This window comes from Sodalis ligni (genome assembly GCF_016865525.2).
Classification (GTDB): domain Bacteria; phylum Pseudomonadota; class Gammaproteobacteria; order Enterobacterales; family Enterobacteriaceae; genus Acerihabitans; species Acerihabitans ligni.
In genome coordinates this window covers 2,890,820-2,904,676 of the sequence record NZ_CP075169.1, presented here as the reverse complement: position 1 = coordinate 2,904,676, position 13,857 = coordinate 2,890,820, and the positions used below count along the sequence as shown (strand labels likewise).

The 13,857-nt window shown below is 52.9% G+C and carries 10 protein-coding genes, 1 tRNA gene and 2 pseudogenes; 4 read left to right on the top strand and 9 right to left on the bottom strand.

Translation table 11 applies throughout. From position 1 onward, the window contains the following. Positions 1 to 13: 13 nt before the first annotated feature. From nifK to nifH, 3 genes and pseudogenes are all read right to left on the bottom strand, one after another. Positions 14 to 1,584, bottom strand: a pseudogene (nifK, locus tag GTU79_RS13475) (nitrogenase molybdenum-iron protein subunit beta). Between the two features lie 58 nt (positions 1,585 to 1,642). Then, entirely contained in the window at positions 1,643 to 3,091 is a 1,449-nt protein-coding gene (nifD, locus tag GTU79_RS13470; RefSeq protein ID WP_214514036.1) for a nitrogenase molybdenum-iron protein alpha chain, read from the bottom strand. Positions 3,092 to 3,171: 80 nt separating this feature from the next. Then, positions 3,172 to 4,056 carry a nitrogenase iron protein gene (gene nifH / locus GTU79_RS13465; protein WP_132921731.1) on the bottom strand — a complete coding sequence of 295 codons (885 nt, stop codon included), beginning with the start codon at positions 4,054 to 4,056 and terminating at the stop codon, positions 3,172 to 3,174. A gap of 440 nt (positions 4,057 to 4,496) precedes the next feature. Between nifH and GTU79_RS13460 the strand changes: the two genes are divergently transcribed. Beyond that, positions 4,497 to 4,572: transfer RNA gene (locus tag GTU79_RS13460), tRNA-Asn, on the top strand. A gap of 314 nt (positions 4,573 to 4,886) precedes the next feature. Here the strand turns inward: GTU79_RS13460 and GTU79_RS13455 are convergent. The 4 genes from GTU79_RS13455 to GTU79_RS13440 all read right to left on the bottom strand — a co-directional run bounded on the left by GTU79_RS13455 (position 4,887) and on the right by GTU79_RS13440 (position 7,921). Next, positions 4,887 to 5,486, bottom strand: a complete 600-nt coding sequence (locus GTU79_RS13455; RefSeq protein ID WP_203521539.1) for an NADPH-dependent F420 reductase — start codon at positions 5,484 to 5,486, stop codon at positions 4,887 to 4,889. A 90-nt stretch (positions 5,487 to 5,576) separates the two neighbouring features. After that, positions 5,577 to 6,227, bottom strand: coding sequence for an NADPH-dependent F420 reductase (locus GTU79_RS13450; RefSeq protein WP_253073595.1), 651 nt, complete (start codon positions 6,225 to 6,227; stop codon positions 5,577 to 5,579). A gap of 72 nt (positions 6,228 to 6,299) precedes the next feature. Next, on the bottom strand, positions 6,300 to 7,238 hold the full coding sequence (locus tag GTU79_RS13445) for an SDR family oxidoreductase (protein ID WP_203521540.1): 939 nt from the start codon (positions 7,236 to 7,238) through the stop codon (positions 6,300 to 6,302). Further along, positions 7,226 to 7,921 carry an NADPH-dependent F420 reductase gene (locus tag GTU79_RS13440; RefSeq protein ID WP_253073594.1) on the bottom strand — a complete coding sequence of 232 codons (696 nt, stop codon included), beginning with the start codon at positions 7,919 to 7,921 and terminating at the stop codon, positions 7,226 to 7,228. Before GTU79_RS13440 ends, GTU79_RS13445 begins: the two co-directional genes overlap by 13 nt. 182 nt (positions 7,922 to 8,103) lie before the next feature. On the opposite strand from GTU79_RS13440, the gene GTU79_RS30365 reads away from it, so the two are divergent. Further along, positions 8,104 to 8,394, top strand: a complete 291-nt coding sequence (locus tag GTU79_RS30365; RefSeq protein WP_253073593.1) for a winged helix-turn-helix transcriptional regulator — start codon at positions 8,104 to 8,106, stop codon at positions 8,392 to 8,394. Positions 8,395 to 8,583: 189 nt separating this feature from the next. Here the strand turns inward: GTU79_RS30365 and GTU79_RS13430 are convergent. Next, a pseudogene (locus tag GTU79_RS13430) lies at positions 8,584 to 8,773 on the bottom strand (IS3 family transposase); the annotation flags it as partial. A gap of 2,437 nt (positions 8,774 to 11,210) precedes the next feature. Here GTU79_RS13430 and GTU79_RS13425 point away from each other — a divergent pair. After that, positions 11,211 to 12,257 (top strand): DUF7024 domain-containing protein, encoded by a 1,047-nt coding sequence (locus tag GTU79_RS13425; protein WP_253073657.1) that lies wholly within the window; start codon positions 11,211 to 11,213, stop codon positions 12,255 to 12,257. 35 nt (positions 12,258 to 12,292) lie between these two features. Here the strand turns inward: GTU79_RS13425 and GTU79_RS13420 are convergent, their stop codons facing one another. Continuing rightward, on the bottom strand, positions 12,293 to 13,144 hold the full coding sequence (locus GTU79_RS13420) for a LysR family transcriptional regulator (protein ID WP_275956939.1): 852 nt from the start codon (positions 13,142 to 13,144) through the stop codon (positions 12,293 to 12,295). Between the two features lie 167 nt (positions 13,145 to 13,311). Here GTU79_RS13420 and GTU79_RS13415 point away from each other — a divergent pair, with 167 nt between their 5' ends. Further along, positions 13,312 to 13,848, top strand: coding sequence for a nuclear transport factor 2 family protein (locus tag GTU79_RS13415; RefSeq protein ID WP_214514034.1), 537 nt, complete (start codon positions 13,312 to 13,314; stop codon positions 13,846 to 13,848). Positions 13,849 to 13,857: the final 9 nt, after the last annotated feature.

Below are 13,857 nucleotides of genomic sequence, written 5' to 3'. Positions count from 1 at the left end.
CGGGGCGGAGGGCTTAGCGAATCAGATCGTAGCTGTAATCGGTTTTGCCCAGTTTCATGGTGTCGCGATCCAGTTTTTCCAGCGAAGCGTTCACCAAGGTGGTCAATACCGTCATGGCGCCTTCATAGCCCCAGGTGGAAAGGCGGTGCAAATGGTGGCGGTCAAAGATCGGGAAGCCGATGCGAATCAGCGGGACCTCAAACTGCTCACCCTTCGCCAGCGTATCGCGCTGAATAAATTTGCCGTAGGAGTTGCCGATCATGAAATCCGGTTTACGGGTAAACATCAGTGAACGGAAGTGCCACAGGTCGCAGTTGATGTAGACTTCGCTCTCCTGGCCGTAAGGGGAATCCGCCAGGATTTTTTTCATGGCTTTCTGCCAGCGCTTGTTGGCGTTATGGCACAGGATAACCGTCGGTTCACACCCCAGTTCAAGCAGCATTTGGGTCATGCCCATGACAAAATCCGGATCGCCGTACAGGCCATAGCTTTGCCGTGCAGCCAGGTATGGGAATCGAGCATCATATCCACCAGCCGCCCCCGCTCCAGCGTAAGGGCAGCGGGAATGGGTTTGCCGGTGAGTTCGCTGACGGTCATCAAAAACCGGTCGGTGGCGTTCAATCCCATGGGGATGCTGACCGGGGTCGCCGGCTGCTGCCACTCTTCCTGCACCACTTTTTTGGTTTTCAGCAGATGCCAGGGCTGCAGCAGCAAGGTATCGATGGCGTTGGGGGCGTCGCGCATCTCTTCCTGCGTGGTGCCGCCGGCGTACATGCGGTATTCTCCGTCCGCCGGGGTATCCAGTACCTCGGAGGGATCGGACAGCAGGCTGTAGCCGATCCCCATCTGTTCCATCATGCGCTTGATAACCCGGTAATTACCCAGGTAGGTTTCAAAGCCGGTCACCAGATTGATCTTGCCGTTGCGGCCCGGCTGGTAATCCCGGCCCGCGCTCTTGTCGGTGAATTCCCGGGCGAATCCTTCGAACATATTATCCCAGCCGGTAATGTGGCTGCCGATAAAGCTCGGGGTATGGGCAAAGGGCACCGCTATCTTGCTGTCCACAAAACCGTCTTTTTTGGCGTTGGCGATAAAGGCGCTGATATCGTCGCCTATGACTTCCGCCATACAGGTAGTGGAGACGGCGATAACCTCCGGTTTGTAGAGCGCGGAAGCGTTCTGCAGGCCATCATTCATATTCTTGTTGCCGCCGAACACCGCCGCGTCCTCGGTCATGGAATCGGAAACACAGGCCACCGGCTCCTTGAAATGCCGGTTGAAATAGGTGCGGAAATACGCCACGCAGCCTTGGGAACCGTGCACATACGGCAGCGTCTTGGCAAACCCCAGGGAACAGAGCACCGCCCCCAGCGGCTGACAGGCTTTGGCCGGATCGATGGTCAGGGCTTCCCGTTTAAAGTTCAGCTCCTGGTATTCCGGCGTGGTGGTCCACGCAAAGACCTCTTTCACCCGGGCTTCGCCGTGAGCTTCTTCCAGGTCGCGTTTGCTGGTGAACAGCGCCTGATATTCCGCCTCTTCAAACAGCGGGTAACAGGCTTTGGTTTTTTCAACACTCTGACTCATGATTCTCTCCTCCCGCGCCACAAATCTGTGAACCGACGGGTTTAGCAAGCAGGCAATCTCAGGCGGTTTTCAGCCACGGCGCAGTCATTTGGGTCCAGCTCGGATTGTTCAACGTCATGTCCATATCCCGGGCGAAAACGGCAAAACCGTCGTAGCCGTGATAAGGACCGGAATAGTCCCAGGAGTGCATCTGCCGGAAAGGGAAGCCCATCTTCTGGAAGATGTATTTCTCTTTGATGCCGGAACCTATCAGGTCGGGTTTGAGGATTTTGATGATCTCTTCCAGCTCAAAGCTGCTGGCATCGTCAAACAATAAAGTACTCTTATGCAGATCCGGCAAGGTGCGGTCATAGTCGTCGTTATGGGCAAATTCATAGCCGCTGCCGACGATTTCCATTCCCAGATCCTCATAAGCGCCGATAACATGACGGGGACGCAGGCCGCCGAGATACAACAGCACCCGCTTGCCTTCCAGACGCGGACGGTACTTGGCAATCACGGCCTCGGTTTGCCCCTGGTAGCGGGCAATGACCTGTTCGGTTTGGGCTTGTATATGCTCATCGAACAGCGCGGCGATTTTGCGCAGGGATTCGGCTATTTTGGTCGGGCCGAAGAAGTTGTATTCCATCCAGGGAATGCCGTATTTTTCTTCCATATGACGGGAGATATAGTTCATTGAGCGGTAGCAGTGCACCAGGTTCAATTTCACCTTCGGCGTATTCTCCATTTCCACCAGGGTGCCGTCGCCGGACCACTGCGCCGCTACGCGCAGGCCGATTTCCTGTAGCAGGATCCGGGAAGCCCAGGCATCGCCGCCGATATTGTAATCGCCGATAATGGCGACGTCATAAGGGGTGGTTTCGAACTCTTTTTCGTCACGATTGGACAGGATCCAGTCACGCACCACATCGTTGGCGATATGGTGGCCCAGAGACTGGGACACGCCGCGGAACCCCTCGCAACGCACCGGCACCACCGGTTTGTCGAGTTTTTTCTGCGCTTCCCGCGCCACCGCTTCGATATCGTCGCCGATAAGGCCCACCGGGCATTCCGATTGAACGGAAATCCCCTTGGTTAACGGAAACAGCGTTTCCATCTCTTCTATCAGCTTGGCCAGCTTTTTATCGCCGCCGAACACAATGTCCTTTTCCTGAAAATCAGAGGTGAAATTCAGCGTACCGAACGCATTTACGCCGCTGTAGCCGGTATAATAGTTACGGCGTCCGGCGCGGGAATATTGACCGCAGCCGATAGGGCCATGGGAAATATGGGCCATGTCTTTGATAGGTCCGAACACCACCCCCTTCGAGCCGGCATAGGCGCAGCCGCGCACCGTCATGACGCCAGGCTGCGATTTCCGGTTGGAGGTGATGCATTTACCGACGCTCTCCATTTCCGGGGAGCTCAGCATATAATGCTTGGCACGTTCTTTACGGGCTTTTTCAGGGAAAACTTCCAGCACTTCCTGAATCAGCGCCAGGGTTTGTTCGCCGGTAATATCGGTCATGGCGATATCCTTTACGAGAAATAGTGGGCTTGATGTCCTAAGCCAGCCGTAGCCGGCTCAGGGACTGACGCAGGTTGATATCAGACGGACTGCGCTTCTTCCGCGGCGGTTTTGCCGATGATGTTTTCGTCTTCCACATCCAAAATGCCGAATTCCATCAGCAGCGCCTCCAATTCGTCCATAGTCACCGGCGTCGGGATTACCATCAGTTTGTTATCAACGATTTTTTTCGCCAGGGTGCGGTATTCATTAGCCTGATCGCAGGTAGGATCGTATTCGATCACGGTCATGCGGCGGATTTCCGCCCGCTGCACGATATTGTGCCGGGGTACGAAATGAATCATTTGCGTGCCCAGTTTTTCCGCCAGGGCGATAATCAGTTCATCTTCGCGGTCAGTCTGGCGGGAATTGCAAATCAGTCCGCCTAAACGCACCTTGCCGGATTTGGCGTATTTCACGATGCCTTTACAGATATTATTGGCGGCATACATGGCCATCATCTCGCCGGAACAGACGATATAGATTTCCTGCGCCTTGTTTTCACGAATGGGCATGGCGAACCCGCCGCACACCACATCCCCCAGTACGTCATAGAAAACAAAGTCCAGGGAGTCCTCATAGGCGCCCTCTTCCTCCAGGAAGTTAATGGCGGTAATGACGCCGCGGCCGGCACAGCCCACGCCCGGCTCCGGGCCGCCTGACTCCGCGCAGCGGATGCCCGCATAGCCCACCTGCAAGACATCTTCCAGTTCCAGATCTTCAACCGAGCCGACTTCGGCGGCCAGTTCCATAATGGTATTCTGTGCTTTGGCATGAAGGATCAGCCGGGTTGAGTCCGCTTTCGGATCGCAACCGATGATCATGACCTTCTTGCCTATCTCGGCCAGGGCGGCCACGAGGTTTTGGGTCGTAGTGGATTTACCTATGCCACCTTTGCCATAAATGGCGCATTGACGGATAGCCATGAACATTCTCCTGTGAGTGGATTGACCTTTTCTATCAAGCAGGGAATGTACCAAAAGCACGTCATGTACAATTAATTGATTTTTATATATTTATTTTAAAACGGTTATTATTTTAGGACCGGGTTATGAACAAACAACAAACCATTTGTCGGGAACCGGACACAAGATGTGCCTAACGGGGCGGGAAAATGGACATTGTGGACACAATGGACAATGGCGTGACGATGGCTGGACAATCAGTCGCGAGCCCGACCCAACCCGGCCTGGGCAAACGTCCGGAAAGGAGATAGGCCATGTTAACTGCCTATGAACCTTGAGATAATGGGGTTTTGCTTGTAAAATCAGCATCCTGGCGAGGATTTGGTCAAACGTGCCCCTAAAAGAAAATGCGCTTTGACAAATCCGGCCGGCATCATTAGTATTCGCGGCGTTCCGACAATTCCTCTGTAGTTCAGTCGGTAGAACGGCGGACTGTTAATCCGTATGTCACTGGTTCGAGTCCAGTCAGAGGAGCCAATTTCTTGTTTTCATGCCTCTTTACGAATCTCTATGTGATTCAGATACAATAAGTTAGCGTGAAAAATCTTCCCGATGCGTTTTCAGTTTTCCCTCGGCATCGGGAAAAATTGGTGGTCAGATTTGGGGTCAGGTTGGTTCGATTATGGAGTGACCCCCATATGTCTCTTAACGACACGAAAATCCGCAGCATTAAACCTCTAGCAAAACCTTTCAAACTGTCTGAATCCACAACCCCGGTTTTTCGGGGGGATTACCGCGGCACCGTTTTGTTAACGAAGCAGAATCGCATCGACATGTGCGATCCCGCTTCATCAGTCGAACTTGACCAGGTCCTTTAAGATCAGTTGACCCCAGCCTTTTTCCCGCGCCTGCACCAGCAAGCCACCTTTCGCAAGAGCGCCAAGTGAGATCGGAGCAAAACCGAGCTTCTCCGCCAGCGCCGCTATCTCTGCTGCTGCGCCGTCGTCGTCGCTCGCGAGGAACACGACCCTCTTGCCGCCATGGACGGCCGGATCCTGGCCAAGAACGGGAGCGCCCAGATGGTTGAAACCCTTGACTACCTTTCCACCCGTGAAGGCCTGCGCGACGACCGCGGCTGAAGCCTGTCCTTTCAGTTCCTCAGCTAGCGCGCCGTAGGCATTGGTCACATCGACGATGGTCTTTCCCTGCCAGGTCGGCAACGCCTTTGCGACATCCGGGTGCGATTCGTAACGGACGGCCAAAAAGATGATGTCCGCCTTGATGGCTTGCGCCAATGTCGTGGGAATGACCGTGGGTCCGATTGCGGCAGCATCGGCAGCAAAACTTTCCGGGTCGCGCGTGGTAGCAACCGATACGTCGATGCCGCTGCGGGCGAAGGCTTTGGCCAGCGCCTCGCCAAGTTTGCCGAAGCCGATAATTGCATAAGCCATCAGTACTCCTTGTTTGTGAGATTTAAGCCAGGCCGCCGCGGCCCAGTGCTGCAAATAGTGCCTTCACGATCTGCGCGTTCCCTTGCGTGCTCATCGCGCCAATCCAATATCGACGTGCATGGCAATATCGAACGTGCCGGCGCCGTTTTTTGCCAAGCCGATCATCAAGAGGCCAAGCGATTCGAGCGTCTGGGCCATGTGCAGGGCACCAATATCCAAAGGCCGCAGGCCGAGGCTCCCGAGGAAAGTCGCAACGCGGGCCTTGGCTTCTCCATCGTCGCCTGCGATGAACGCGTCGAGCCGGCCACCCTTGGCAAGCACAGGGCCGAAGAGAGTGTTGAACGCTTTCACGACATGCGCACCGGCGGGGAGACCTTTGGCAGTCTCCTGCGCACCGGAACTGCCATTGGGGGACACAAGACCCGAGAGGTCGGGTGCTATCGGGTTGGTGATATCGATGATCACCTTGCCGCCCAGCGCCGCCCCGAAATCGGCCACCACCGACGCCGCACTGCCGTATGGCACGGCGAGGATGACGATGTCCCCCTTTGGTTCGGCGCCGTACGTGCCGGTGGTCGCGCCAGCGCCAAGCTTATCGGCAAACGCCTGCGCCTTGGACTGGTCGCGGCCGATCACCTCGACTACGTGTCCAGCCTTGACGCTACGGCCCGCGATTGCCGTGGCCATGCCGCCGGCGCCGATGATACTGATGGTGCTGATGGTGCTGATGGGAGTGCTCATATCGTTTCCTCGTCAGTTAACAGGTTGCTCGTCATGTATTACCGGAACATCGCCCCGGCAATCCAGCGCGCGTCAGGCAGCCGGAAAATAGTGGCCGTTGTCCATATCGGCGAACAGGTCGGGCTGAGTGGGTTCCCAGCCCAGGGCCTGCCGGGTGATAAGGTTCGATGCTGGGAGATCGAGCGTGACCAGGTTTGCCAGGAATCCAAAGTAGCCTGGCAGCATCAGCACGTCTGCGGGAATGCTCACGGCCGGCACGTTCAGGCGGCTGCCAATGGCCTCGGCGATGGCGCGGAACGGGATGCCCTCACTCTCGACCCCATGCCAATATTTGCCTGCCCCACCCTTCTCCAGCGCCAGGCGGAACAAGATGGCGAGGTCACGGGCGTGTACGGCCGGCCACAGGTTCGCGCCTTCTCCCGGATAACCGATGACGCCCTTTTCCTTCGCCAGCCCGATCAACAATGGCAGGAAGGCGACGTCGGTCGTGCTGTGCGCGATGGTAGGGATCCGCACGATCGACGACCGCACGCCCCGCTCGGCGAGGCCGATGACGGCGAGATCGACGACGTTACGCACCCGCAGGGTCCCCTTGTACGCATCGCCGCCGGGAAGTGACGGGTCTTCCTCGGTGGCCGGCCGGCCCAGTTTTTCCCACCCGGGCGCGCCGATGCTCCCCGACACGACCAGCGGCTTGCCGCTTCCAGCCAGCGCCTCGCCGTACGCGAGCATGATCTGGAGTTCCGCGGCGGCCACGGCGTCGATCCCACCGGAGGGAAGCAGGTCTTGCCTGTGGGCGACGTGAATGACGCCGTCGGCGTCCGCCGCCGCCGCCTTGAGCCCCTCAAGGTCGGAAATATCCCCGCGCCGCGCCTTGGCGCCAAGTGCGGCCACCGCCTCTGCGGCCTTGTCCGAGCGGGCCAGGCCGGTAACTTCGTGTCCGGCCGCGACCAGTTCAGGGATGATGTACGAACCGATATGGCCGGTTCCTCCAGTAACTAAAACGCGCATGCTGCTGTTCCTTGTAAGTGAGATGAAAAAATAGTGCTACGGGTGAGCTCAGCCGGGAAGGCTGACCCCGATTGAAAAGTTGGTGTGCTTGATGGCGTGTGCGAGCAGGCCCAGCGACAGCAAGCAGACGTGTTCCAGCGTCCGCGCCATGGGCAGCAGTCCGATATCCATCGGGCGCAGTCCGAGGCTCTCAATGAATACCGCGACATGCCCTTCGCCCGCGCGTCGTCGCCCGCGATAAAGACGTCTAGCGAGCGCCCCTGGAATGAGCCGGCAGCCAGGACGTGGGAGAACAGGGTGTTGAATGCCTTGACGATCACCGCGTCGGCGGGAGCGGCCCGCGCTATCTCCTGCGCGCCGGAGCTGTCGCCAGGTGTCACAAAGCTCGTGAGGTCGGCGGCGACGGGGTTGGTGATGTCGACCAGTAGCTTGCCTGCAAGCTTGTCACCGTATTGCTTCACGACGTTCAGAACGGCGGAGTACGGAACCGCCAGGATGACAATATCCCCGGCCGGAACGGCACCGAACGTGCCTGTCGTCGCGCGGGCCCCGGCCTGCTCGGCCAGCGCCCGCGCCTTGGCGGCGTCGCGGCTCATCACCTCGACGGCGTGTCCGGCCTTGGCGGCCAGGCCGCCGATCGCTGCGGCCATGCCGCCTGAGCCGATGATGCTGATAGTGCTCATGTGCAGTTTCCTTAGTGATAGGAGGCTAATCAATCATGGCTTGCCGGCGGCGATCCAGCGACCGCGCTCAACATACAAACCATGCTAGACATATTGCTTGCAATAAGCAAGTAACATTACTTGTAAAAAGAAAGTAATCACGGCATTTGCTTGCGATATGCAAGCAATGTTAAGATTTCGCCATGAAAACGACAGGTAAAGAAATCAGGTCACACTGCGCGGTGAACTACGGCGTGGAGATCTTTGGCGACCGGTGGTCGCTCTTGATCATTCGCGACATCGTTTTCGCCGGTAAGAAGACCTATGGCGAGTTCCTGAAATCAGAAGAGGGAATCGCGACCAATGTCCTTGCTTCCCGCCTTGCCTTTCTTGAGGCGCAAGGCATTCTCTCGAGGGTGCCCAGCCCCGATGACGGGCGCAAGGACTTCTACACGCTGACCGAAAAGGCCTGGACCTCATTCCCATCATGCTGAGCATTGTCCTGTGGAGCGCGCAGCACGATGCGAAGTCGTACGTGCGGGGACAAAAGGAGTTCATTGCGAGAATCAGTCAGCATCCCGTGCAAGTGAGCGAAGAGGTAAAGGCGCTGGTTCGCAATGGCGGATATATATTCCCCAATGGAACGGGCGAACAAGACGGCAAGCATGCCTGTTAACTCCTCAGTCACGACCATAGTACATTTCATTCTTAAGCCGTCCGAAGAAGCCCTCGCAGGCGGCATTATGGGGAGAACATCCCTTACGTGACATTGAGCGGACCAGTCCTGCTGCCTGGATGCGTTCAAGCCAGCCAGGCTAAGCCAGGCTAGCGGTAATGTCCGCCTCTGTCACTGTGTATAATCGGCCTGTCATCATCATATAAAATATTATATTTTGCAATAACCTTGCTTTTATTCTCGCCTATTACTTTCGTTGCGGCGCATATCTTTTCAAAGAAATGAGAAAAGATTCATATTTATTGCATGAAAAGCAAAGAGGTAAGAAGGAAAATTTTCTCAAAGAAAAATTGTCATTTCTTTTTCTCTTTGATTTCTGGATTAGCCATAACAACTCCTTTGTTATTCATATTTAATCTTAGTACTGCGGACAGCAATATTGGAATCAGCATGCTCATAATTATTTTTAGTTTGTTAACACTTCATTTCACCAGCCATGCTATTTTTTCTGAAGATGATTTCAAATAAAATTAAAGATAAAAACATAGTTTTCATCACAACGGCTTTAGTATTTTTTGTTGTTATGCTATTGCTTCCTAATTTCTCAAGTATAGCCGTTAGAGGTGCTTTAAAAATATTGGAATAATTGAAAGTGAACCAAATGTATATTCATCAAAAACAATTATATAAGTGATATGTTTCCATCTTCAATTTGGAAAGATACCAACACAGCTAACGAAAATATTTATTTATGGAATCACAATCTTTTCGTTTGGAAATAACTTTTAATTTGTCCCGATTCTGTAATCGAAGCACAAAATAAATATATGAAATATAAGCTAAACAACTTATTTATTTCTCATAAGAATCAACACAACATCCGCCGAGAAGATGACGCCCCAAACGGGAGCTGTCGGTTGGTTGCATTTTAACCAGAGAACTCCATCAAGCGGTAAGACTAAATTCAGGGGACTACAGTTACAAATGTTGCTAAATCCGATCCGTTTTGTTGCAAACAAGAAAAATATTGACCGGTTAATATCGGAGGGTAAGGTGAGTTCCCCGCTCGCTTACAAACATCCGCCTGTTTACTAGCATTTTAGATAGTTAGTGAAATACTACCTTCCTTTTTAAGTAGAGAATTTTCCATTGGTAAGCTCCAATTACAAAAGTGGCATTATGATGCGGTTGGACAATGTAAAACTAAAGCAGTCGCAGTACTTTCCATTCATTGATGGGCTCCGCGCTTTGGCTGTCGTTTCTGTTATTATCTATCATTTGCACTCATCCTGGTTGCCTGGCGGTTTTGTCGGCGTAGATGTGTTTTTGTGATATCAGGCTTTGTCGTCAGTGCCTCCATCACCCATTTCAAAGGAGCAGGGATAAGAAGCTTCGTGGCATTTTTTATGCAAGAAGGATCAAACGTATTTTCCCAGCACTTATCGTATGCTTGCTGGTAACAGGTTATGTTTCTGCATTGTTCATCCCCGGTTCATGGTTAAGTAACGGTAATCAGAAAACCGGATTGTTTGCCTTTATGGGGTTAAGTAACTTCATTTTGGCTGCGAATGGTCGGGATTACTTTGCACCAACAACCGAATTTAACCCGTTCGCTCATTCCTGGTCTCTAGGGTAGAGGAGCAATTCTACCTTATTTTCCCAATCTTGTTTTTGCCTGGCTAAACAGACAGCGTGGTAAGCGTTCTTCCGTCGTTTTGTTTTCAATTGGGCTATTGGTATCAGTTATTTTCTCTGCTTGGCAATCACAAACTCAACCAACAAATTCCTATTTTTAAGCCCTGGACGCTTCTGGGAATTGGCTTCCGGCGTATTGCTGTATCAGATAATCACTCTGTCCTACGGGGAAGGAGAACGTACTGAGAATAGATTCTCCGGCATTATCGGTATTACGGCATTTTTAGTTTACTGCTTTCTTTTGTTATTTCGAGACCGGTTAATTTCCCGATGCCCGGCGCTATACTTGCCGTAATATCTACGTTGGGTATTATATCCAGCCTGTACAAACAAAGATGTTTGCCATGGCTGAAAACCTTGCTGAGTAACCGCTATATTCTTTTCCTTGGAAAAGATCATACTCTCTCTATCTATGGCATTGGCCGACATTTGTACTGTTCAGATGGACCTGCGGTTTAGACTCCCTGTGACAATGTTGTCAGCGTTAGCGGTCACCTTGTTGCTGGCGTCGTTATCCTACTACCTGATTGAAACACCCATGCGGCAGCACAAGGTAGTCAAAAGGCATCGAATTCTGTCGTTATTGCCATTGGGCTATGCATTATTGCTGTTGCCTATTGGGGAGCATCGGAGCTCAATGCATGGTCGGATAAAATCTCTTAGCAAGGTGACTGCGGATGCCGAAGACTGGTACCCTGAAAGAGGGCCTGCGACTCCTGAAGACCCTGGCTGCCGGGCCGGGCCTAAAATGCTAGAAGATAATGGCGTCAGCATTTTGGTTTACAAACCTGAGGGCTGCCTGCAAGAGAAATCGTCAAGGTATAGGGTATTACATGTGATCGGTGACTCCCATGCCCTAGCCTATGCGACATTATATAAGCAGTTCTCCATCAGAAATAATTTGGAGGTGGATGTTTACCTCAATGGGGCTGCCCGTTTATCAGTTTCCAAACTGAACGCGATCTCGATAATGTCCAGTGCCGCCCAAATGCTGAGGCCTCTTTGCGCGCGCTGCACAATCGGGTCAAACCCGGCGATGTACTCTTTCTGGCATCTTTACGCTTACCACGGTTCGGCGATCAGTGGGCCTATTTTGGACCAGAATCTCATCAACAAAGTTTTTTTAGCGCCAAAGCGCAGGCTAATCGACAGCTTTCAGTTACCTATGCGATCGAGACACTGCGTGAATTCAGCGAGCAGGGTGTGCATGTTGTTTTTGAAGCGCCTAAACCTATCTTCCAGTCGCCACCTTACCGCTGTACCGATTGGTTTAATATGAATAACCCTATGTGCGCCCACGGCATGTCAATGAAACGCGATCTGCTGCAAAAATACCGAGCTCCAGTTCTTAACAGCTACAGCCAGGTGATCAATGCTCTTCCGTCGGTCAGCGTCTGGGATCCTTTCCCGGTGCTTTGCCCTGGTACGGAATGCAGCGTCTGGAGGGAGGGGCACTCTATGTTTTTCGATGGCGATCACTTGAGTGCGTACGGCAGCATGACGCTATTGCCAGACTTTACCACGTACATGCTGCCGAAGTTAGCGAAGCCTGCGCAGAAAGGGTCAGCACTTATCCCCGCTCAGGGCTATGCTTTTAATCAGAAAGGTGTGCCAGACTTCCTTGATAGCATTTCCGGATTATCGCCCCCAGAGTCCTGGGGGCGTTGGAGCGATGCCAATCTAGCACCGGTAGTACGGTTGTCGTTTGATAAGACGCTCCCAAGCAGCTTTACGATTGAAATCACTGCACGGGCCTATGGCCCGAACATTGGCAAGCCGATAACCGTTATTGTAGGTAACCAGCAACAAAGCATAAGCGTCAACGGACAGCCAAGCTTAGCGACACTTCATTTCGTCAACGTCAATAAGGCAAAGGATATTGAGATTATTCCACCTTATCCGAAGAGTCCAAAAGAATCCGGAGAGTCCGGGGATAAAAGGCTATTAGGGATAGGGCTGGTTTCAATTAAAATTGTTACGGATTAAGTAGTTGTATCGGATCCATGCGCAACTGCTCTACGTTAATCCTGACGTAACCAGTCAATAAAGGCTCTCATCGCCGGAGACATGGATTTGCCGGCAGTCCAGCAAAGATGATAGCCGGCAAACTCCACATCCCATTCATTGAGAATAGGATGTAGCGCGCCGGATAAAAGATGCGCGCTCATTCTTTCCGCGGTCACCTGGGCAATACCGATTCCCGCGATGGCGGCTTGATATTGTCGCTCGCGATCGTCCACCACCAGATTCCCCGTTACCGGAATGTTTTTGATCTGGCCGTCATAAAAAAACTGCCATGGCTCCGGCGTTACCGTTCCCGGCCAGCGCCAGCCAATGCAATTGTGCTGCCTTACATCTTCGGGGTGTTTGATATCTTCATGAGTTTCAAGATAAGACGGCGCGGCCACCACTATCTGATGCAACCGGCCGCCAACGGGTACCGCAATTAATCCGGGATCAAGCACATCGCCCAGCCGTAGGGAAAGATCATACCCTCCCGCGATAAGGTCAGTAGGTGAATCGTTAATGGTGATATCAATATGTACATCGGGAAAAGAGCTAAGAAAACCGGGTACCTTATGATCCAGGAACATCATCGCTGCCGAACGAAAGGCATGTATGCGAATATTTCCCCTTATGATATGACTTCTGGCGCGCGCCTGTGCGAGCGCCCCTGCCAGATTCTCCAGTAACGGCGCGGTTTGCAGATAAAGTGATTTTCCATCCTCAGTGAGGCCCACGGAGCGCGTTGTGCGGTTGAAAAGCCGCTGTCCCAAGCGTCCCTCAAGCCCATTAATCTGCTGGCTAACGGCAGACGCGGAAATGCCCAACATGGCAGCGACAGCCCTGAAGTTCAATTTCTCCGCGACCAAAATAAATGTTTTAGCGCCAAAAATCCGAACCTTCAATCATCAATCGCCCTTATTGTTAAGCATGGATAATCACTGCACTTAGTTTATGCGGGATTATGTAATTTTAAAGAATAATTATAATGTCGCTTCCGCTTCAGGCAAGCTTGTAAAAACAGGAGAGATAACCAATGACCGATGAAAATCAACCCACCGTAGAGCAGCGGCTGCAGATGATAGAGGATAAATTAGCTATTTATGAACTTATCGCTTCTCACCCTCCCAGCGCTGATACCGGCCTCGCCGAATATACCGCTGCTGTCTATATGGAGGATGGAGTTTTAATCGCGGAGAGGGTTGGATGGAGCAAAAGCGTGGAGGCTATCGCGGCATTTATTCTCAGGCAGGCCCATGAGGAGGCAATCAAAGGCGGACTGGCACACTTTGCCGGGTTACCGTTAATCGAACTACGCGGCGATAAGGCTATTGTCACCTCCTACTTGCAACTTTTACAGCTGGATAAACAGGGTGAAATGCGCGAGATGGCTAATCATGGCTCGTCAACCGGGTACCGTATCCACCGGGTTGTCGTTAACCGTTGGGAGCTCGAACGCCATGCGGGGCGCTGGAAAATACGCAGCAGAACCCTTCTTCCGGTCGATGGGACTGATGCGCCACGCCAGTTATTAACACGCGGCCTCTCAGATATTCTCAAAGCCGCACGCTAATTATCATCT

Excerpts from the sequence above, each read along its gene's own strand:
- nifD (WP_214514036.1), bottom strand. The coding sequence starts at position 3,091 with ATGACCGATATTACCGGCGAACAAACCCTGGCGCTGATTCAGGAAGTG.
- nifH (WP_132921731.1), bottom strand. The coding sequence starts at position 4,056 with ATGGCTATCCGTCAATGCGCCATTTATGGCAAAGGTGGCATAGGTAAA.
- GTU79_RS13455 (WP_203521539.1), bottom strand. The coding sequence starts at position 5,486 with ATGGCTTATGCAATTATCGGCTTCGGCAAACTTGGCGAGGCGCTGGCC.
- GTU79_RS13450 (WP_253073595.1), bottom strand. The coding sequence starts at position 6,227 with ATGAGCACTCCCATCAGCACCATCAGCACCATCAGTATCATCGGCGCC.
- GTU79_RS13445 (WP_203521540.1), bottom strand. The coding sequence starts at position 7,238 with ATGCGCGTTTTAGTTACTGGAGGAACCGGCCATATCGGTTCGTACATC.
- GTU79_RS13440 (WP_253073594.1), bottom strand. The coding sequence starts at position 7,921 with ATGAGCACTATCAGCATCATCGGCTCAGGCGGCATGGCCGCAGCGATC.
- GTU79_RS30365 (WP_253073593.1), top strand. The coding sequence starts at position 8,104 with ATGAAAACGACAGGTAAAGAAATCAGGTCACACTGCGCGGTGAACTAC.
- GTU79_RS13415 (WP_214514034.1), top strand. The coding sequence starts at position 13,312 with ATGACCGATGAAAATCAACCCACCGTAGAGCAGCGGCTGCAGATGATA.